The 20,213-nt window shown below is 71.1% G+C and carries 18 protein-coding genes; 5 read left to right on the top strand and 13 right to left on the bottom strand.

Features of this window, described 5'->3' with window-relative positions:
- Positions 1–247: 247 nt before the first annotated feature.
- Positions 248–940, bottom strand: coding sequence for an iron-dependent transcriptional repressor DtxR (locus tag MQN93_RS16265; protein WP_016436622.1), 693 nt, complete (start codon positions 938–940; stop codon positions 248–250).
- A 362-nt stretch (positions 941–1,302) separates the two neighbouring features.
- Between MQN93_RS16265 and MQN93_RS16270 the strand changes: the two genes are divergently transcribed.
- Positions 1,303–2,058 carry an SIS domain-containing protein gene (locus tag MQN93_RS16270; protein WP_242710017.1) on the top strand — a complete coding sequence of 252 codons (756 nt, stop codon included), beginning with the start codon at positions 1,303–1,305 and terminating at the stop codon, positions 2,056–2,058.
- 99 nt (positions 2,059–2,157) lie between these two features.
- Here MQN93_RS16270 and MQN93_RS16275 read toward each other — a convergent pair whose 3' ends face one another.
- Positions 2,158–3,567 (bottom strand): PAS domain-containing protein, encoded by a 1,410-nt coding sequence (locus MQN93_RS16275; protein ID WP_242710018.1) that lies wholly within the window; start codon positions 3,565–3,567, stop codon positions 2,158–2,160.
- Between the two features lie 589 nt (positions 3,568–4,156).
- Between MQN93_RS16275 and iscB the strand changes: the two genes are divergently transcribed.
- Positions 4,157–5,335, top strand: coding sequence for an RNA-guided endonuclease IscB (iscB, locus tag MQN93_RS44370; protein ID WP_372504371.1), 1,179 nt, complete (start codon positions 4,157–4,159; stop codon positions 5,333–5,335).
- Positions 5,336–5,603: 268 nt separating this feature from the next.
- Here the strand turns inward: iscB and pdxH are convergent, their stop codons facing one another.
- Entirely contained in the window at positions 5,604–6,272 is a 669-nt protein-coding gene (pdxH, locus tag MQN93_RS16280) for a pyridoxamine 5'-phosphate oxidase (RefSeq protein WP_242710019.1), read from the bottom strand.
- Between the two features lie 324 nt (positions 6,273–6,596).
- Between pdxH and MQN93_RS16285 the strand changes: the two genes are divergently transcribed.
- Positions 6,597–7,697 carry a citrate synthase 2 gene (locus MQN93_RS16285; RefSeq protein ID WP_242710020.1) on the top strand — a complete coding sequence of 367 codons (1,101 nt, stop codon included), beginning with the start codon at positions 6,597–6,599 and terminating at the stop codon, positions 7,695–7,697.
- Positions 7,698–8,171: 474 nt separating this feature from the next.
- Here MQN93_RS16285 and MQN93_RS16290 read toward each other — a convergent pair whose 3' ends face one another.
- From MQN93_RS16290 to MQN93_RS16325, 8 genes are all read right to left on the bottom strand, one after another.
- Positions 8,172–8,792: a TetR/AcrR family transcriptional regulator gene (locus tag MQN93_RS16290; RefSeq protein WP_242710021.1), complete on the bottom strand. Its 621-nt coding sequence runs from the start codon at positions 8,790–8,792 to the stop codon at positions 8,172–8,174.
- 69 nt (positions 8,793–8,861) lie between these two features.
- Positions 8,862–9,596 (bottom strand): enoyl-CoA hydratase family protein, encoded by a 735-nt coding sequence (locus tag MQN93_RS16295; protein ID WP_242710022.1) that lies wholly within the window; start codon positions 9,594–9,596, stop codon positions 8,862–8,864.
- The gene (locus MQN93_RS16300; RefSeq protein ID WP_242710023.1) at positions 9,593–11,170 is read right to left on the bottom strand and encodes a 4-coumarate--CoA ligase family protein; all 1,578 of its coding nucleotides are present in this window, start codon (positions 11,168–11,170) and stop codon (positions 9,593–9,595) included. The genes MQN93_RS16295 and MQN93_RS16300 overlap by 4 nt, the downstream gene beginning before the upstream one ends.
- Before the next feature lie 20 nt (positions 11,171–11,190).
- Positions 11,191–12,327 (bottom strand): acyl-CoA dehydrogenase family protein, encoded by a 1,137-nt coding sequence (locus MQN93_RS16305; protein ID WP_242710024.1) that lies wholly within the window; start codon positions 12,325–12,327, stop codon positions 11,191–11,193.
- Complete coding sequence (locus MQN93_RS16310; RefSeq protein WP_242710025.1) at positions 12,327–14,234, bottom strand: acetyl/propionyl/methylcrotonyl-CoA carboxylase subunit alpha; 1,908 nt, start codon at positions 14,232–14,234, stop codon at positions 12,327–12,329. Before MQN93_RS16310 ends, MQN93_RS16305 begins: the two co-directional genes overlap by 1 nt.
- Positions 14,235–14,239: 5 nt before the next feature.
- Positions 14,240–15,838, bottom strand: coding sequence for an acyl-CoA carboxylase subunit beta (locus MQN93_RS16315; RefSeq protein WP_242710026.1), 1,599 nt, complete (start codon positions 15,836–15,838; stop codon positions 14,240–14,242).
- A gap of 13 nt (positions 15,839–15,851) precedes the next feature.
- Entirely contained in the window at positions 15,852–17,543 is a 1,692-nt protein-coding gene (locus MQN93_RS16320; RefSeq protein WP_308404334.1) for an acyclic terpene utilization AtuA family protein, read from the bottom strand.
- Positions 17,540–18,334: a TIGR03084 family metal-binding protein gene (locus MQN93_RS16325; RefSeq protein ID WP_242710027.1), complete on the bottom strand. Its 795-nt coding sequence runs from the start codon at positions 18,332–18,334 to the stop codon at positions 17,540–17,542. Before MQN93_RS16325 ends, MQN93_RS16320 begins: the two co-directional genes overlap by 4 nt.
- 119 nt (positions 18,335–18,453) lie before the next feature.
- Between MQN93_RS16325 and MQN93_RS16330 the strand changes: the two genes are divergently transcribed.
- Both MQN93_RS16330 and MQN93_RS16335 read left to right on the top strand, forming a co-directional pair.
- The gene (locus tag MQN93_RS16330; RefSeq protein ID WP_016436636.1) at positions 18,454–19,299 is read left to right on the top strand and encodes a helix-turn-helix domain-containing protein; all 846 of its coding nucleotides are present in this window, start codon (positions 18,454–18,456) and stop codon (positions 19,297–19,299) included.
- Positions 19,259–19,588, top strand: a complete 330-nt coding sequence (locus tag MQN93_RS16335) for a DUF397 domain-containing protein (protein WP_242710028.1) — start codon at positions 19,259–19,261, stop codon at positions 19,586–19,588. Before MQN93_RS16330 ends, MQN93_RS16335 begins: the two co-directional genes overlap by 41 nt.
- Here the strand turns inward: MQN93_RS16335 and MQN93_RS16340 are convergent.
- On the bottom strand, positions 19,522–19,782 hold the full coding sequence (locus MQN93_RS16340; RefSeq protein ID WP_242710029.1) for a hypothetical protein: 261 nt from the start codon (positions 19,780–19,782) through the stop codon (positions 19,522–19,524). The genes MQN93_RS16335 and MQN93_RS16340 overlap by 67 nt on opposite strands.
- A complete protein-coding gene (locus tag MQN93_RS16345; protein WP_242710030.1) occupies positions 19,779–20,141 on the bottom strand; it encodes a DUF6247 family protein in 363 nt (120 codons plus the stop codon). The genes MQN93_RS16340 and MQN93_RS16345 overlap by 4 nt, the downstream gene beginning before the upstream one ends.
- Positions 20,142–20,213 lie beyond the last annotated feature (72 nt).

A 20,213-nucleotide genomic window follows, 5' to 3' on the forward strand; every position in this document is an offset into this window, starting at 1 on the left:
TCCTCCCGCCCCCTCAGGTCATATGCCTCTCGCGACAGCCTCGCACGCGAAACGTCCGAGCGCCCGCGATTTCGGCCACCGAACCTTCACATCGAGGAAAGTGGCCCGCACACCCGGTCGACGCCTCAAACGCCCCTGGAACACCGGGAGTTGACACACGTCGGAGCATCGTGGCGGGACGCGGCCCGCCGGCCGAGGTCAGCGCTCGGCGCAGCGCCTGACTCAGCGCTCGGCCCAGCGCCCGGGCTCAGCGCTTGGCGACGAACACATGGGAGGCGACGTCCGACTGCAGCTCGGCCGCCTCTCCGCCGCTGCCCACGAGCACACCGCCCGCCGACTCCGTCACGCTCACCACCGAACCGGGCTGCACACCCGCCCGCCGCAGCGTGTACATCAGCTGCGCGTCCGTCTGGATCGGCTCGCCGATACGGCGCACCACGACCGTCTTGCCGTCCGCGCCCGGATCGAGGTCCGCCAGCGAGACCATGCCCGCGTCGAGGAACGGGTCCGCGCCGTCCTTCTCGCCCAGCTCCTCCAGGCCCGGGATCGGGTTGCCGTACGGCGACTCGGTCGGGTGGCGCAGCAGCTCCAGCACGCGCCGCTCCACGGCCTCGCTCATCACGTGCTCCCAGCGGCACGCCTCCGCGTGCACCTGCTCCCACTCCAGGCCGATCACGTCGACCAGCAGACACTCGGCGAGCCGGTGCTTGCGCATCACGCGCGTCGCGAGGCGGCGGCCCTCGTCCGTGAGCTCCAGGTGGCGGTCCGTGGCGACGGACACCAGGCCGTCGCGCTCCATGCGCGCCACCGTCTGGCTGACGGTCGGTCCGCTCTGGTCCAGGCGCTCGGCGATCCGGGCCCGCATGGGCACCACACCTTCCTCCTCCAGCTCGAGGATGGTGCGGAGATACATCTCCGTGGTGTCGATCAGTCCGGACATACGTGCCCCTTGTGAGATCTGCCGGAAGCACGACAGCTTCCCGGCGCGTGCGCTGGCCCTGGACTCAATTCTGACGCATACCACTGACAACCGTGCCGCGCCGTTGAAACCGGGGCTCCCCGCGCAATGGGCCGGGCGGCCCACAGGTGTGAACCGGACGGCCCACACTCCGTGAACCGGACGGCCCGCACTCCGTGAACCGGACGGCCCGCACTCCGTGAACCGGACGGCCCGCACCCTGTGATCCGGGCGGCCCATGCTCGCGAACCGGGCAGCCCGCCCTGCCGTATTGACACGGCACTGGTCCAGACCGCACGGTGATCCGCGACACAGACCACCGAGCCCGCCCCGGAAGGACCCGCATGAGCGACGGCAAACTGGCCGACCAGTTCTTCGACGCCGCGATCGAACTCCTGCAGCGGGTCCGGGACGAGGAGGCGGAGCCCATCAGGGCGGCCGGCACCCTGCTCGCCGACACGGTCGCGGACGGCGGCCGCCTCTTCGCCTTCGGCGCCGGACACTCCTCCCTGCCCGCACAGGACGTCGTCTACCGCGCGGGCGGGCTCGCCCTGATGAACCTGCTCACCGTGCCCGGGGTCGTCGGCGTCGACGTCATGCCGGCCACGCTCGGCTCCGCCCTGGAACGGGTGGACGGCCTCGCGAGCACCGTCCTGGAGTGCTCCCCGCTCCGCTCCGGCGACGCCCTGGTGATCATCTCCCTGTCCGGCCGCAACGCCCTCCCCGTCGAGATGGCCATGAAAGCCCGCGCGCTCGGCGTGAAGGTCATCGGTGTGACGTCGGTGGCGTACGCGACCCAGACCCGTTCCCGGCACAGCACGGGCACCTATCTGCGCGACCACTGCGACGTCGTCCTGGACTCCAAGATCGCCATCGGCGACGCGACCCTCACCGTCGACACCGTCCCCGCGCCCTTCGCCCCGGCATCCACCGTCGTCACCAGCGCGATCATGCAGGCCGTCATGGCCACGGCGGCAGGCACCCTCGCCGACCGCGGCATCGAACCCCCACTGCTGCGCTCGGGCAACGTCGACGGCGGGCACGAGTGGAACAGCCGGGTGATGGAGCAGTACGGGGACCGGATCTTCTACCAGCGGTAGCGGTACGCGCGTACCGGCGCCGACCGACACGCGCGTACCGGCACGCGCGTACCGGCACGGTGTAGCGGCGGTCGCGCACGCGCGCGTGGGGGCGGGCCCTCAGCCGTCGCTCCGCACCACGCTCGCCAGATCCAGCGCCGCCGCGATCCGTACGGCGACATCCTCGGCGTACACCGCGTCGACCCGCTCGAACGGGCTCCGCCCACCCCCACGCAGAAACGTCACGACACCGAGCGTCCGCCCCCGGCTGCGCAGCACCGCGCACAGCGCGTGGACCGTGTCCCCGGGCCACTGCCGGGCCAGCGCCCACTCCCGCGCCTGCGCCGCCGGCACCGCGCCCACGGTCGCCCGCACGGACCCGGTCCGCTCCACGCACTGCAGCGCGGGATGCCCCGGGCCGTACCGCACCGGCAGGCCCGCCTTCCCCGTGTGCAGGCTCGGCCCGGGCGCCCCGGTGGGCGTCGCGGCGACCCGCACCAGCCGTACCGGCCCCTCCGCCTCCACGTCCGCCACGGCACCGCCCGCCACCCGGTCGATCAGCGCGTGGTCCGCGAATCCGGCGAGCGCGAAGTCGAGATGGACGGTCGCGGCCTCCCGCGGGTCCTCGCACTCCCCCGCCGCACGCGCCGCACGGTGCAGCTGATTGGCCCGGAAGCGCAGCTGCGCCGCCTCCTGCTCGGTCTGCTTGCCCTCGGTCACGTCCTGGAAGAGCCACGCCACCCCGAGCGGCACCGGCTCCTCCGCGAGCGGCGAGGCCAGGCGTACGAAGCCACAGCGCCAGCAGCGCCGCTCCTCGCCCTCCGCGGTCCGCACGGCCACCCAGATCTCCGCCGGCGCGGGCGGCGCACCCTCCGCGAGCACATGCGTCAGCGCGCTCTCCAGCTCCTCCACGCCCTGCGCGAGCAGTTCCCCGAGCGGGCGGCCCAGCGCCGACGTACGCCCGATCCCGAGGGCGCGCGCCGCATGCGCGTTCACCACGGCGGGCCGCAGATCCGCGTCGACCAGGACCACGCCCCAGCTCGCGTCCTCGAACAGCGCCTCGCTCAGCGCGATGGACCGCTCCAGGTCGATCTGGGTGTGGACCTCGCTGAAGGCGCAGTACACCCCGGCGGGCTTGCCGTCGGGACCGCGCACGGCGGCGGACTGCGTGCGCACCAGCACCCGCCCGCCGTCCTTCGTCAGCAGCGCGAACTCGTGCACCTGCCGGCCGGGGGCCGCCATGGCGGACATCAGCCGCTCCTCGACCTCCTGGGCGTCCGCCTCCCGCACCGCCCATCCGGCGAATCCGTGCCGTCCCACCGCCTCGGCCGCGCTCCAGCCGAGAATCCGCTCGGCCTCGCGGTTCCAGTGGGTCACGACACCGCCGGCGTCGAAGGCGCACAGCGCCGCGTCCATCCCGTCCAGCAGGGCGGCCAGCAGATCGGAGCCGTCAGGGCCCACGGGCCCCACCCGCTCGGGCTCGTCCGGCCCCAGCTCGTCGGTGGTCCCACTACGCCGGGAAGCACTCACCTGGACCCCCTGCCAAGCTGCGTCCGCACCTACGGCGCGGCGATTCGCTCACTAGCAATCATCCAACCTGAACGTGACACAGCACACATCGAGTTCCCCAAGATTGAAGGAATCGTTGCAACACCGCTGCCCTCCATGATCCGGCGCACACCACCCGAAGATCAATCCACAGCTCGCACTCACTGCCGAGCACACACCACTCGGCCTCACCGCAGCCGCACCTTTCGGTGAAGCGAGGCCCTCTAGCAAGAAGATCGGCTACGTGTTCGACGATTCGCAGTTGTTCGCACGATTGAGCCCCATCCTCCGACTCCACTTCGGACTCGGCTGACTGATCACTAGCGTGACTCGCGTACATCGAGAACGAGAAGGGAGGTCGCTCGCTCCCCCGGCCCAGGCCGGTCGAGCGACCAGCCCGAGAGCAGGGACGAAACGGCTCACGGACACCTCGTCGCCGTACGAGGCACCGGCAGGAAACATGGGCGAGGGGAGACCGACGGGCTGGGCACCTGCACCCGTCGGCGTCACGTCGAGAACGCTGCCACGGCGGCGGAGGAGGCAGAGACCGGGAGCGGTCACGCTCCTGCACATGAGCACGTGTACACGGGCGGTTCCCGTCACCATCCGGCTGAAGGACCGGGCGCTCGCCGACTCTGAAGTCGACGGGGTCCAATTACGCATCGATCCCGGTTCCAAGGGCACCGGTCTGCACCTGACCGACGAGAAAGAGGAGATCAACGAGCGGGGCGCCACCGGCACCGTTCGACGTGGTCTCGTCTCGGTCGAACTCCAGCACCGCGGGGATCAGATCCGTGGCTGCATGCAGCAGCGCGCCGGATATCGGCGCAGGCGCCGCTCGGCCAACTGCCGCTACCGCGCGCCCCGTTCCGACAATCGGACTCGCCGGGAGAGCTGGTTGCCGCCTTCGCTGCGGCATCGCGTCGACACGGTCTTCTCCCAGGCAGCACGCCTGTGCCGCTACGCACCCGTCGCCGAGATCCACGTGGAGAGTGGCGGCTTCGACACACACTCGACGAGCACGGGCACGGGCACGGGCATGCAGGGAACGCTTGCCGGTACTGACGCCCGTGCGTACCTGCACGCCAGGTGGAACAGTGCATGCAGCTACTGCGGCGTCACCGGCGTACGCCTGAACATCGAGCACCTCCGCCCCCGCAGCCGAGGCGGCTCGAGCCGCATCTCCAACCTTGTCCTCGCCTGCGTACCCTGCAACAGGCGGAAAGGAACTCTGCCCGTCGAGGTCTTCCTCGCCGCATCCCCGGACCGGCTCGCGAGGATCCTCCAGCAGGGCGAGACACCCCTGCATGACGCCGCCGCAATGAATGCCACCCGGTGGCCAGTCGCACACCCTCGACGCGCTGTCCGTCGGACACCTGGACCACGAGCACGGGGACGCAATCGTTCGTTTCCCTTCCCGGGTTCTCGTCGTCAAGGCAACAGGACGCGGCTCCTACGCCCGCACGACTCCCGACCGATTCGGGTTTCCGCGGCTTCGGCGCGCCCGTACCAAGCAGCACTTCGGATACGTCACCGGAGACCTCGTACGGGCCACCGTGCCCACGGGCAAGTGGACGGGCACATGGACCGGCCGCGTCTGCGTACGAGCCAGAGGGCAGCACAGCCTCAGCACGCCCAAAGGCCGCATCAACGTCTCCCACCGGAATCTGCGGCTACTGCAGAGGGGCGACGGCTACGGCTACAGCACCCGCCCGGAACCCCGCCGTCAATATCCCGGAAAACCGGTTGATCGGCGGCCGACCGGTTCCTAGTGTGTGGCCTACGTCGAAAGGAGGTGATCGGGTACATGAGTGACACCCGGACGCGCGAGGTGGCTGCGGGCTAGCGGCTCGCCACCACACCAAGTGCGGTGCCGGACCAGCGCGTGCTAGAGACGCGCAGCCGGCCCAATCCCAAGCAGTCACCCGACCCGCGAGTTCGCCGGTACGTCCGGCCGGCTTCCCCGCCGTGAGGCAGGGGGACCCGAGCTCGCGGGTCGTCTGCGTTTTCAGGAGCCCTCAGGGGCTGAGCCGCTCCACGCGCCAGCTTCCGTCCGCCTCGGCCACGTAGCGCAAGCGGTCGTGGAGTCTGTTCTCGCGGCCCTGCCAGAACTCGACCGTCTGGGGGGCGACGCGGAAGCCGCCCCAGTGGGGTGGGACCGGGACCTGTTCGCCCTCGGGGTAGCGGGCGGCCAGTTCGGCGTACGAGGCGTCGAGTGCGGCGCGAGAGGGGACCACGGTCGACTGGGCGCTGGCCCAGGCGCCGAGCTGGGAGCCGTGCGGGCGGGTGCGGAAGTAGGCGGCCGTCTCGTCGCGGCCGGTGCGGCGGGCGATGCCCGTGACGATGACCTGGCGGGCCATCGGGTGCCAGGGGAAGAGCAGTGAGACGTACGGGTTCTCCGCGAGGTCGGCGGCCTTGCGGGAGCCGTAGTTGGTGTAGAAGACGAAACCCTGCTCGTCGAAGTGCTTGAGCAGCACGGTGCGTGAGCCGGGGCGGCCCTCGGCGCTCGCCGTGGAGACGATCATGGCGTTCGGCTCGAAGAGGTGGGCCTCGGTCGCGGCCTGCTCGAACCAGCGCGCGAACTGCGCGACCGGGGTGGCGGCCAGATCGGTCTCGGTGAGCCCTTCGGCGCGGTACTGCTTGCGCATGGCGGCGGGATCGAGGGGGACGGCGTCTCGGTCGGTCACGCGGTCATCCTGCCGTATGCGCGCGTGCCGTCTTGTGCCGTGTCCCGCATCATGCGGGAGAGGGGGATATGGCACTGAGTGCCGTAAAGGTTCCCCAGAACTGGCACCCGGGGATATCGTGCTGGTCCCGTTCTGGTTGAGGCACCGGCAGCACGGGGCATCACCTGGAGGGCCGCCCAGGACCACGAGTCGCACGAAGCGACCGGGGAACCGGCCGGCGGGCCGTCATTCCTGCCGTGCACGTCTTCGTACATATCTGCCGTACACAAAGCCCATACACAAAGCCCGTACACAACTGCCGTACACATCTCGAGGAGCCGCCTGATGTCCGACTTCGTACCCGGACTCGAGGGAGTCGTCGCGTTCGAGACGGAGATCGCCGAACCGGACAAGGAGGGCGGCGCCCTTCGCTACCGGGGCGTCGACATCGAGGACCTGGTCGGTCACGTCTCCTTCGGCAATGTCTGGGGGCTGCTCGTCGACGGCGCCTTCAACCCCGGCCTGCCGCCCGCCGAGCCGTTTCCGATTCCCGTGCACTCCGGTGACATCCGTGTCGACGTGCAGTCGGCGCTGGCCATGCTGGCGCCGGTGTGGGGCCTCAAGCCGCTGCTGGACATCGACACCGAGCAGGCCCGCGCGGACCTGGCCCGGGCGGCCGTGATGGCCCTCTCCTACGTCGCCCAGTCGGCCCGTGGGCAGGGGCGGCCCATGGTGCCGCAGCGGGAGATCGACAAGGCCCGCTCGATCACCGAGCGCTTCATGATCCGCTGGCGGGGCGAGCCCGACCCCAAGCATGTCGCGGCCGTCGACGCGTACTGGACCTCGGCCGCGGAGCACGGCATGAACGCCTCCACCTTCACGGCGCGGGTGATCGCGTCGACCGGTGCGGACGTGGCGGCGGCGCTGTCGGGTGCCGTAGGGGCGATGTCGGGGCCGCTGCACGGCGGGGCGCCGTCACGGGTGCTCGGCATGATCGAGGAGATCGAGCGGACCGGGGACGCCGGGGCGTATGTGCGGCAGGCGCTGGACAAGGGCGAGCGGCTGATGGGCTTCGGGCACCGGGTGTACCGCGCGGAGGACCCACGCGCGCGCGTGCTGCGCCGCACGGCCCGTGAACTGGGCGCCCCGCGCTACGAGGTGGCCGAGGCGCTGGAGAAGGCCGCCCTGGAGGAGTTGCACGCCCGCCGCCCGGACCGGGTCCTCGCGACCAACGTCGAGTTCTGGGCGGCGATCGTCCTCGACTTCGCCGAGGTCCCCGCACCCATGTTCACCTCGATGTTCACCTGCGCCCGCACGGCCGGCTGGTCGGCACACATCCTGGAACAAAAGCGAACGGCCCGCCTGGTACGCCCGTCGGCGCGCTACGTGGGCCCGGGGCCGCGGTCTCCGCAGGAGATCGAGGGCTACGACGACATCGCACACTGACGCGGGGCAGGACGCGCCGGCATCGCACCCCCGACCCACTCAGACCGCCCGGCGCGCCCAGCCCACCGGGCGCACCCGGGCGGCCCGACGCCCCCAAGCCACGCAGCACGCTCAAGCTCCCCGGCGCACGCGCCGCCCGCGCCGCTGGGCGCGCCCCAAGCCGCCCGGCCTGCCTAGGCCGAACGCACTGCCCAGACCACCCGGCGCGCCCAAGCCAGTCGGCGCGCTCAGGCTGCCCGCACTGCCCAGACCGCCCGCACTGCCCTAGCCGCCCGGTGTGCGAAGGCCGCAGGCGCTGCCCAAACCGCCCGGCGCGCACTCACGCCGCCCCGCGCACGCAGGCCGCCCGCGGTGCCCAGGCCGCCTGGCGTGCCCAGACCGCCCGCGCTGCCCACGCCGCTGGGCGCGCCCGAGCCGCCAGGCGCACGCAAGCCGCCCGGCGCCCCCCTCACCGCCCAGCCCACCCGGCGCCCCTCAGCCCAGCGCCGCGTCCAGCAGTGACGCCCACTGCGTCACCACTCGCTCCCGTCGCCCCCGGTCGTCCGTGAGGAGGTTGGCGAGGCCTAGGCCTCGGGCCATGTCCAGTAGGCCCTGGATGGTTTCGCGTACGCCGGGGCGGGACTCGTCGGCGGCGAGGAGTTCCACGGCGATGCGGTGGGTCTCGCGGCCGACGCGGGCCTCGAGTTCGGTCACGCGGGGGCGCAGCTGCTCCTCGTCGGAGGCGGCGACCCACAGGTGGAGTGCGGCCCGGAACAGGGGGCCGGTGAAGAGGTCGACGAGTGCGGCCACGACGGCCCGCCGGTCACCGGCGGTGCCCTCGGGGAACAGGGCGCGGATCGCCGTGGACCGTTCTTCGGCGACGTATTCGACCGCGGCGGTGAAGAGGTCCTCGCGGGTCGGGAAGTGGTGCTGGGCGGCGCCTCGGGAGACGCCGGCGCGTTCGGCGACGACGGAGACCGTGGAGCCTGCCCAGCCGTGTTCGGCGAGGCAGGCCACGGCGGCTTCCAGGAGCCGCTGCCGGGTGGCCCGGCTGCGGTCCTGCTTCGGCACGCGGTCACGGTCGCGGTCGTGGTCGACCGAGGTCACGGCAGCCATCTCACAGCGTCCCTGTCCGTCTCACAGCGCCCATCTCGCAGCGCGTCACAGCACCCATCTCACAGCGCGTCACAGCACCCATGGGGGATCTCTTCGTTCGAGGAAGGCCGTCATCCCCTCGTGGGCCTCGGGGGAGGCGAACAGCCGGGCCGAGAGTGCGGTGAGGTCGGCCGCGTCCTGGTCGAATGTCTTGAGCACCTTAGCCGTGAGCAGCGCTTTCGTCTCGGCCAGCCCCTGGGGCGCGGATCTGCGCAGGCCGTCGAGGATCGGGGCGAGCGCCTCGTCGACGTCGTCTCCCGCGACCGTCAGCAGGCCGATGCGGGCCGCCTCGGTCGCGTCGAAGCGCTCGCCGGTGAGGTAGTAGCGGGCCAGCGCGCGGGGGTCGGTGCGGGGCAGCAGGGGCAGGGAGATGACCGCGGGGGCCACGCCGATGCGGACCTCCGTGAAGGCGAAGCTCGCCGTGGTGCAGGCCGCGCTGATGTCGCAGGCGGCGAGCAGGCCGAGTCCGCCCGCCCGGACGTGTCCGGTGACCCGGGCGACGACGGGTTTGGGCAGGGTGACGATCTGGCGGAGCAGGTCCACGAGGGCGTCGGGGTGCGGCGGGTCGCGCAGGTCGGCGCCCGCGCTGAAGGTGTTGCCGCTGTGGGTGAGGACGACGGCGCGTACGTCGCCGTCCTTGGCGCAGTCCGTCAGCGCGTCGGCCAGTTCTCCTACGAGGGCTGCCGACAGGGCGTTGCGGTTGGCGGTGGAGTCGAGGCTGAGTGTCTCGACTCCACGCGCGCGCGTGCGTCCGATCAGGGTCACGTGCGCTCCCTCAGTGCCCGCAGTTCGCGGCGCAGGATCTTGCCGGAGGCGGCGCGGGGGACGCCGTCGATGAAGGTGACCTGGCGGACGCGCTTGTAGGGGGCGACGTTCTCGGCGACGTACATCATGACCTCCCCCTCGGAGAGGGCGGCCGCGTTCGGCTGGCGCACCACGTAGGCGTGCGGGACTTCGTTGTTGTCGTCGTTGTAGACGCCGATGACGGCGGCGTCGGCGATGCCGGGGTGGGTCAGCAGGAGGGCCTCCAGTTCGGCGGGGGCGACCTGGAACCCCTTGTACTTGATGAGTTCCTTGACCCGGTCGACGACGAACAGCCAGCCGTCGTCGTCGACATGGCCGACGTCTCCCGTGTGCAGCCAGCCGTCGGGGTCGATCATCTGGGCGGTGGCGTCGGGGCGGCCCAGGTAGCCCTTCATGATTTGGGGGCCGCGGATGAGGATCTCTCCGGACTCGCCGGCGGGGAGGTCCTTGTCGGGGTCGTCGAGGGAGACGATGCGCATCTCGGTGCCGGCGATGAGCTTGCCGACGGCTCCGGGCGGTGCGTCGTGCATGGCGGCAAGCGGGACGACGTGGGTTCCGGGTGACAGTTCCGTCATGCCGTAGGCCTGGCCGACGGGTGGCAAGCCGAGCCGCTGGGAGCAGGCGGCGGCCAGCGAGGCGTCCAGGGGGGCGGCGGCGCTGATGATGTATTTCAGCGACGACAGGTCGTACTGGGCGACCAGGGGGTGCTTGGCGAGGGCCAGGACGATGGGCGGGGCCACGAACAGGCCGGTGATGCGGTGGTTCTGGATGGCCGCGAGGAAGGTCTCCAGTTCGAAGCGGGGCAGCACGACCACGGTGGCGCCCTGCCGGAGCGGCGCGTTCATCAGGGCCGTCAGGCCGTAGATGTGGAAGAAGGGCAGGACGGCGAGGATGCGGTCGCCGGGGGCGGTCGGGATGAGCGGTTCGAGCTGGGCGAGGTTGGTGCCGATCTGGCGGTGGGTGAGCATCACGCCCTTGGGGATGCCGGTGGTGCCCGAGGAGTACGGCAGGACCGCGACGTCCTCGACGGGGTCGATGTCGACCTGTGGTTCCGGGGCCGCGGAGGCCAGCATGTCGATCAGCGACCGGTGTCCGGGCGCGCTGTCGCAGACGAGGATCTCCTCGACGCCGCCCGCGAGTTCGGCGGCGCGACGTGCCGTCTCCAGCAGCGGCGAGACGGTGACGATCCACCGGGCCGCGGAGTCCTTGAGCTGCTTGCCGAACTCCTCGGCGGTGGCGAGCGGGTGCACGGTGGTGACGGAGGCGCCCGCGCGCGTGGCGGCGTAGAAGGCGGTGGGGAAGGCGATGGTGTTGGGGCTGTGCAGGGCCAGCACGTCGCCCTTGCGCACGCCCGCCTCGGCGAGCGCGGCCGCGATGCGGCGGTGGAAGCGGTCGAGTTGTTCGTACGAGAGGGTGGTGCCGTCGGTCCCGTCGATCAGGGCGGGCGCGTCACCGAACTCGGCGGCCCGGCCCAGGACGGCCTCGTGGATGGGGATTTCGAGGGGCGGGACGTCGGCGTACTCGCTGCGGAACATGGTTCCTCCAAGGCGACGGCCTAATACGACTTGGGCAGACCCAGGGTCTGGTGGGAGACGTAGTTGAGAATCATCTCCCGGCTCACCGGGGCAATACGAGCCACGCGCGAGGCGGTTATCAATGAGGCGAGGCCGAATTCCCGGGTGAGGCCGTTGCCGCCGAGGGTGTGCACGGACTGGTCGACCGCCCGCACGCACGCCTCCCCCGCCGCGTACTTGGCCATGTTGGCGGCCTCACCTGCGCCGATGTCGTCTCCGGCGTCGTAGAGGTGGGCGGCCTTCTGCATCATCAGGCGGGCGAGTTCGAGGTCGATGTGTGCCTGGGCGAGGGGGTGTGCGATGGCCTGGTGGGCGCCGATGGGCGTCTTCCAGACCTGGCGGTCGCGGGCGTACTCGACGGCGCGGGCGAGGGCGTAGCGGCCCATGCCGATCGCGAAGGCGGCGGTCATGATGCGTTCGGGGTTGAGGCCGGCGAAGAGTTGCAGCAGGCCGGCGTCCTCGTCGCCGACGAGCGCGTCGGCGGGGAGCCGTACGTCGTCGAGGGTCAGCTCGAACTGCTTCTCCACGGCGTTGAGTTCCATGTCGATCGCGCGTCGTTCGAAGCCGTCCGCGTCGCGCGGGACGATGAACAGGCAGGGCTTGAGGTTGCCGGTGCGGGCGTCCTCGGTGCGGCCGACGATGAGGGTGGCGTCCGCGATGTCGACGCCTGAGATGAAGACCTTGCGGCCGGTGAGGAGCCAGTCGCCGGTGTCGGGGTCGCGGCGGGCGGTGGTGGTGATGCGGTGGGAGTTGGAGCCGGCGTCGGGTTCGGTGATGCCGAAGGCCATGGTGCGGGTGCCGTCGGCGAGTCCCGGGAGCCATTTCTGTTTCTGGGTGTCGGTGCCGAAGCGGGAGATGACCGTGCCGCAGATCGCCGGGGACACGATCATCATGAGCAGAGGGCTGCCTGCGGCGCCGAGTTCTTCCAGGACGATGGAGAGTTCTGCTATGCCTCCGCCGCCGCCTCCGTACTCCTCGGGGAGGTTGACGCCCAGGTAGCCCAACTTGGCTGCCTCCGCCCACAGTTGTTGGCGGTCGTAGGTGCGGCCGTGGCGTTTGCCGAGGGCGGCCACCGATGCGCGGAGCGCCTTGTGTTCTTCGGATTCGACGAGGGCCATCAGGACTCCTTCGGGCTGCGGGTGGTCTGTGGCTGGTCGCGCAGTTCCCCGCGCCCCTGGGTGGGCACTACGACCGCCAGCAACGTGCCGACCGTCACTTGTTGGCCCATGGCCACCGGCAGATCAGTGAGCGTTCCTGTGGCGGGGGCTGTGATCCTGTGCTGCATCTTCATCGCCTCCAGCCACAGGAGGGGCTGTCCGGCCTCGACAGGGGCCCCCTCGGTCAGGCCTTCGGCGATCTTGACGACCGTGCCCGGCATGGGGGCGAGGAGGGAGCCAGGGGCGTGTTGGGCCGTGGGGTCGGGGAAGCGGGGGAGGGCGGTGAGGGGGGTGGTGTTGACGTAGACCCGGTCGCCGTAGCGGGCCACTTCGAACTTGCGCTGTACGCCGTCCACTTCGAGGACTACGAGGTCGGGGGTGGCCGTCACGACGCGTACGCCGTCTGCTTCCAGGCCCGCACGGGTGTGCCGGTAGCGGACCTCGTGCTCCTCGCCCGCCATGGCGTAGCGCTTGGTCTGCGGCTGGGAGGGCAGGTTGCGGAAGCCGCCGAAGCGGGAGGTGCGGGTGCGGGCGTCGGCGAGGGCGGCCGCGAGCGGGGCGTACGGGTCGGGGGCCGGGGTGGTGAGGTCGTCGAGGTGGCGGTCGTAGAAGCCGGTGTCCATGCCGGCGCTGGTGAACTCCTTGTGGCGCAGGGAGCGGACGAGGAGGTCGCGGTTGGTGGCCGGGCCGTGCAGGGTGGCCCGTTCCAGGGCGCCGGAGAGTCTGCGGACGGCCTCCGCGCGCGTGGGCGCGTGGGCGATCACCTTGGCGAGCATGGGGTCGTAGTGGACGCCGATGTCGTCGCCGTCGACGTAGCCCGTGTCGAGGCGGACGCCGTCGGGGACGGCCAGGCGGTGCAGGGTGCCGGTCTGCGGGGCCCAGTCGGCGGCCGGGTCCTCGGCGTACAGGCGGGCCTCGATCGCGTGGCCACGCGCGCGTGGCGGGTCGTTCTCGAGGGGGTGGCCCTCGGCGACGCGGATCTGCTCGGCGACCAGGTCGAGGCCGAACACGGCTTCCGTGACGGGGTGTTCGACCTGGAGGCGGGTGTTCATCTCCAGGAAGTGGGCCCGGTCGCCGGCGACGAGGAACTCGACGGTGCCCGCACCGACGTACGAGACCGCTCGTGCGGCGCGTACGGCCAGTGTGTGCAGTTCGTCCGTGAGCTGCTCGGAGAGGCCGGGGGCGGGCGCCTCCTCGATCACCTTCTGGTGGCGCCGCTGCAGGGAGCAGTCGCGGGTGCCGAGCGCCCACACCGTGCCGTGGGTGTCGGCGAGGATCTGCACCTCGACGTGGCGGCCGCCCTCCACGTACGGCTCGACGAAGACCTCGCCGTCGCCGAAGGCGCTCGCGGCCTCGGCGCGGGCGCCCTCCAGTGCCGCGTCGAGGTCGTCCAGGCGGCGCACGATCCGCATGCCGCGCCCACCGCCGCCCGCGGCGGCCTTCACCAGGACCGGCAGGTCGGACTCGGTGACGTGCTCCCGGTCCAGGGCTTCGATCCCCATCAGCTGCTTGGCCCGCGTCTTGGACGCCATCGCCTCGATCGCCTCGGGCGGCGGCCCGATCCACACCAGGCCCGCGTCGATGACGGCGCGTGCGAAGTCGGCGTTCTCGGAGAGGAAGCCGTAGCCGGGGTGGACGGCGTCCGCGCCGGCGGCGACGGCCGCCTTCACGATCAGGTCGCCGCGCAGATACGTCTCGGCGGGCGCCGCGCCCTGAAGCCGTACGGCCGTGTCGGCCACGCGCGCGTGGAGCGCGTTCTCGTCGGCGTCCGAGTGCACGGCGATCGTCCGGATGCCCAGGTCGCGGCAGGTCCGGAAGATGCGGCAGGCGATCTCGCCGCGGTTGGCCACCAGCAGGGAAGTAATCATGGGCCTCACATCCGGAAGACGCCGAAGCCGCCGCGTGCGCCCTCGTAGGGCGCCGTGTGGACGGCCGACAGGCACAGGCCGAGGACGGTGCGGGTGTCGCGCGGGTCGATGACGCCGTCGTCGTACAGCCGCCCCGACAGGAACTTCGGCAGCGACTCGGACTCGATCTGCTGCTCCACCATGGCGCGCAGCCCGGCGTCCGCCTCGTCGTCGTAGGGCTGCCCCTTCGCGGCCGCCGACTGGCGGGCCACGATCGACAGGACGCCGGCGAGCTGCTGCGGGCCCATGACGGCCGACTTGGCGCTGGGCCAGGCGAACAGGAAGCGCGGGTCGTAGGCGCGTCCGCACATGCCGTAGTGCCCGGCGCCGTAGGAGGCGCCCATGAGGACGGACAGGTGGGGGACCTTCGAATTGGAGACGGCGTTGATCATCATCGCGCCGTGCTTGATGATGCCGCCCTGCTCGTACTCCTTGCCCACCATGTAGCCGGTGGTGTTGTGCAGGAAGATCAGCGGGATGTCGCGCTGGTTGGCGAGCTGGATGAACTGGGCGGCCTTCTGCGACTCCTCGCTGAAGAGCACCCCTTGGGCGTTCGCGAGGATGCCGACCGGATAGCCGTGCAGGGCGGCCCACCCGGTGGTCAGGCTGGTCCCGTACAGCGGCTTGAACTCGTCGAAGTCGGAGGCGTCGACGATCCGGGCGATGACCTCGCGCGGGTCGAAGGGGATCTTGAGGTCCCCGGGGACGATGCCGAGCAGCTCCTCCGCGTCGTACTTGGGAGGCGCGGCGGGTCCCGGATCCTCGTACGCCTTGCGGTGGTTGAGGCGGGCGACGACCCGCCGCGCCTGCCGCAGGGCGTCCGGCTCGTCGACCGCGAAGTAGTCCGCGAGGCCCGACACGCGCGCGTGCATCTCGGCGCCGCCCAGCGACTCGTCGTCGCTCTCCTCGCCGGTGGCCATCTTCACCAGCGGCGGCCCGCCGAGGAACACCTTGGCGCGCTCCTTGACCATGATCACGTGGTCGGACATGCCGGGGATGTACGCGCCTCCGGCCGTCGAGTTGCCGAAGACGACGGCGATGGTCGGGATGCCGGCGGCCGAGAGCCGGGTCAGGTCGCGGAAGATGGCGCCGCCGGGGATGAAGATCTCCTTCTGCGACGGCAGATCGGCGCCGCCCGACTCCACCAGGCTGATGCAGGGCAGCCGGTTGGCGAGCGCGATGTCGTTGGCGCGCAGGGCCTTCTTCAGCGACCAGGGGTTGCTGGCGCCGCCGCGCACGGTCGGGTCGTTGGCGGTGATCAGGCACTCCACGCCCTCGACGACGCCGATGCCGGTGACGAGCGAGGCGCCCACGGCGTAGTCGCTCCCCCAGGCGGCGAGCGGTGACAGCTCCAGGAAGGGCGTGTCCGCATCGAGCAGCAGCTCGATGCGCTCCCGGGCGAGCAGCTTGCCGCGCTTCCGGTGCCGCGCCACGTACTTCTCGCCCCCGCCCGCGAGCGCCTTCGCGTGCTCGGCGTCGAGGTCGGCGAGCTTGGCGAGCATGGCGTCGCGGTTCTCGCGGTAGTCGGAACCGGCCGTGTCCAGACCGGAGTTGATCACCGTCACAACAGGTCCTCCGTCACAACAGGTCCTCCGGGATGTCCAAATGGCGGGAGCGCAGCCATTCGCCGAGGGCCTTGGCCTGCGGATCGAAACGGTGCTGGGCGGCGACACCCGCGCCGAGGATGCCCTCGACGACGAAGTTCAGCGCGCGCAGATTCGGCAGAACGTGCCGTACGACGGTCAAGTCCGCCGTCTCCGGCAGGAGTTCACGGAACCGCTCGACGGTGAGGGTGTGCACCAGCCACCGCCAGGCGGCATCCGACCGCACCCACACCCCCACGTTGGCGTTCCCGCCCTTGTCCCCGCTGCGGGCACCGGCGACGAGCCCGAGAGGGGCGCGGCGGACCCGGGACGCGGACAGCGGCTCGGGCGCCTCCGGTTCCGGCAGGTCTTCGAGTACGAGGCTGTCGGCGGCCGGCGGCACGGAAATCCGCCGCCCGTCGTCGAACACCGCCACGTGCTCGACGTCGCCCTGAGGGACGTAGGCGGCGTCGAACACCCCGTAGGGCGCGCCCTTTCCGGGCGGGGCCAGCACATGGAAGCCGGGATAACTGGCGAGTGCCAGCTCGATGGCGGCGCCGCTCAGCGGCCGTCCGACGACCGCCTCGTCCGGGTCCCGTACGACGAGCCGGAGCACGGCGCTCGCGGTCTCCTCGGACGCGGCGTCGGGCTTGTCCGTGCGGACCAGATCCCAACGCACCTCCGCCGGCGGCGACTTGGCGAGCGCGTCCGTCATCTGCTCGCGCACGAGCGCGACCTTGGCCTCGATGTCGAGGCCGGTGAGGACGAAGGCGACCTCGTTGCGGAAGCCACCGAGGCGGTTGAGGCCGACCTTGAGGGTCGGGGGCGGGGCCTCGCCGCGTACGCCGTCGATCCGGACGCGGTCGGGCCCGTCCTGGGTGAGGCGCACGGTGTCGAGGCGAGCGGTGACGTCGGGCCCGGCGTACCGGGCACCGCCCGTCTCGTACAGGAGCTGCGCGGTGACCGTGCCGATGTCGACGAAGCCGCCGGTGCCGGGGTGCTTGGTGATGACGCAGCTGCCGTCCTCGTGGACCTCGGCGAGCGGGAAGCCGGGGCGCCGGACATCGGCCGCCCGTTCGCCGAAGAAGGCGTAGTTGCCGCCGGTGGCCTGTGTCCCGCACTCCAGGACGTGCCCGGCGACGACGGCGCCCGCGAGCCGGTCGTACTCCCCCGGCTGCCAGCCGAAGCGCGCGGCGGCGGGCCCGGTGACCAGCGCCGCGTCCGTGACCCGGCCGGTGACGACGACGTCCGCACCCTCGCGCAGACACGCGGCGATCCCGAAGCCGCCGAGGTAGGCGTGGGCGGCGAGGCTGCCGGGGTGGGCGGCGGTGAGGTCGTCGCCCTCGACGTGGGCGACACGGACGGGGATGCTGAGCCGCTCGGCCAACTGCCGTACGGCGTGGGCGAGTCCGGCCGGGTTGAGGCCGCCGGCGTTGGTGACGATGCGGACCCCGCGCTCGTGCGCGAGGCCCAGGCACTCCTCCAACTGGCGCAGAAAGGTGCGGGCGAACCCGGCGGCGGGGTCCTTCAGCCGGTCGCGGCCCAGGATCAGCATGGTGAGTTCGGCGAGGTAGTCGCCGGTGAGGACGTCGAGTTCGCCGCCGGTGAGCATTTCGCGCATGGCGTCGAAACGGTCGCCGTAGAAGCCGGAGGCGTTGCCGATGCGCAAGGGTGGCCGGGTCGTCACCGGGCATCCCCCTTCGGCGCGCGGCCCTTGCCCGGGGGCCCGGCGAAGGCCTGCGCGATGTCCAGCCAGCGGTCGGCGTTCTCTCCTACGGCCACGAGCGCGAGGTCGGAGCGGTGGGCGCGCTGGGTGACCAGGAGGCAGAAGTCGAGGGCGGGGCCGGTGACGCGCTCGTCGGCGTCCTCGGGGCCGTAGACCCACAACTCACCTGATGGCGCGCCGAGTTCGACCCGGAACTGCTCGAACGGCACCGGCAGCCCATGCACGCCGAACGCGAAGTCGCGGGTGCGGACGCCGAGGCGGGCGATGTGGCGGAGGCGGTCGGTGGGGGTGCGTTCCACGCCGAGGGCCGCCGCCACGTCCCCGCCGTGGGCCCAGGTCTCCATCAGGCGGGCGGTCGCCATGGATGCGGTGGCCATGGGCGGGCCGTACCAGGGGAAACGCGCACCTTCGGGCGCGGCCCGCAGCGCCTCGGCCAGCGCCTTGCGTCCGGCCCGCCAGTCCGCGAGCAGCCGCTCGGGCGGCTTGGCGGCGCCCTCCGCCGCGCCGTTGTCGACGAAGTCACCGGGCTGCGCGAGCGCCTTCTCGACCTCACGGGAGAAGGCGTCCTGATCCGTCACGGCCAGCACGGAGTGGTGGTCGGTCCAGGCGAGGTGCGCGATCTGATGGGCCACGGTCCAGCCGGGTGCGGGAGTCTGGAGCGCCCACTGCTCCGGGCCCAACTCGGCCACGATGCGGTCGAGTTCCTCACTCTCCGCACAGAGATCGTCGATCACGGGCGTCGGGTCAGCCATGGGGCGAGCATGGCAGCGGCGCCAGAAACAAGCAAGCGTGCTTGTATTAATTTGTTTTCCACAGGGGTCATATCTGTGAGCGCTTGTGTGGCTACTCTCTGTAAAGGGAGGTGGTGGCCATGCACATCCGCGAACTTGATCCCAGCGGGTCGCCCTTGGACTACTACGGCTATGAGCTACGGCGGGCTCGGGAGGCAGCGGGACTGACCCAGCAGGCATTGGGGTCCATCGTGTTCTGCACGGGGTCCCTGATCGGCCAGATCGAGACGACGGTACGGGTGCCTACGCGGGAGTTCTCGGAGCGGGTGGATGCTGCGCTGGGGACGGATGGGACGTTTTCTCGGCTGGTGGGGTTGGTGTTGCGCAGCCAGCTGCCTAGTTGGTTTCAGCCTTATGCGGAGATGGAGGCGAGGGCGGCGTATATCTCTACCTTCCAGGCGCAGTTGGTGGACGGTCTCCTCCAGACGGAGGGGTATGCCCGTGCGGTCCTTGGCATCCGCGACGACACGGAGCTCGAGTCGAAGGTGGCCGCGCGACTTGACCGGCAGCGCCTGTTGGGCGGGGATCGTCCCCCGATGACGTGGGTGGTGCTCAGCGAAGCAGTGCTGCACCAGGAGGTTGGCGGTCGGGGGGTGATGCGGGACCAACTCGCCCATCTGTTGACCATGCGCAACCGACCGTGGGTGAAGGTGCAGGTCCTGCCGTTCGAGGCAGGCGCGCACACCGGAATGATGGGCTCGTTCGCCCATCTGCGCTTCGACCGGGACCCCGACATCATCTACACCGAGGACTTCATCCAGGGGCACATGACAGCCAATCCGGACGCTGTCCGGGAAGGGGCGGTCCGTTACGATCAACTCCAAGCCGCAGCGCTCTCCGTGGAGAATTCCGCGGCTCTGATCGCCCGCGTTATGGAGGAGCGATATGGCAACGAACCCGGGTCTGCCGAGCGCGATATGGCGTAAGTCCTCGTACAGCGGCGACACCGGCGGCCAGTGCGTCGAGTGCATGCCCCTCGGCACCGCAACGTGGCGCAAAGCCTCCTACAGCGGGGGCACCGGAGGCGAATGCGTCGAGGTCGCCGACCTGACGGCGCACATAGCCATCCGCGACTCCAAGTACCCCGCTGGAGGCGTCGTCACTGTGTCCGCCGGTGTCTTTTCCAGCTGGCTCCGAGCTGTTGCTGATCAGGGCAGCGGGTCCGGCGTTACCTGCCAGATGCTGACGAGTTCGGACCGCGGCGTGATCATGTAGACGAAGAAACCGCCCGCCACGAAAGCGTGCCTGGCACCCTCATCCGCTGCCTGCCAGGCCGCTCCATGCAAGTGCAGCGCCGCTGCCGCCCGCACGAGTTCGTCAGCCTTTTTCTCGACCTCGGCGAGGAAGCCAGGAGGCGCGCCTGCCGCCACGGTCTCCTCGTCGGGAACGTACTCCCAGTGCCATGTCACGCCGCGCGTACCGCCCGGGCTGCGTCGCGATAGATCGCTGCGGCCTTGACCAGGTGTTCCCGTGCCTCATCGGGAGCGGTCGCTACCTGGGCGAGGTACTCGGCCCGGTGATACGCCCGCGCCGTATCAGGATGCCGCTCGATCTCCAGGAGAGCGGCCCAGTGAGCGAGGTAGGCGTGGACCGGGCTGAGCGAACCTTGTTCCACAGCGTCCGCCAGCGCCTGATCCTTGGCCTGGTCGTACGAGGCCAGGAGCTGCGGAGCCACGACGGCGCACGCGGCACGCAGCGAACCCGGAGTGCGCTCCGGGCTTGGAATCAGCGGCCCATGATTAGTCGGCCCAGTGTGCTGCACGCTCATGGACTCGACTCTAGTCCGTCTCGATCCTGGTCGTATCGGGAAAGCGCGCAGGACACCCGGCCGGGGCTCACG

The sequence above is a fragment of the Streptomyces spinosisporus genome, from assembly GCF_022698145.1.
GTDB lineage: Bacteria > Actinomycetota > Actinomycetes > Streptomycetales > Streptomycetaceae > Streptomyces > Streptomyces spinosisporus.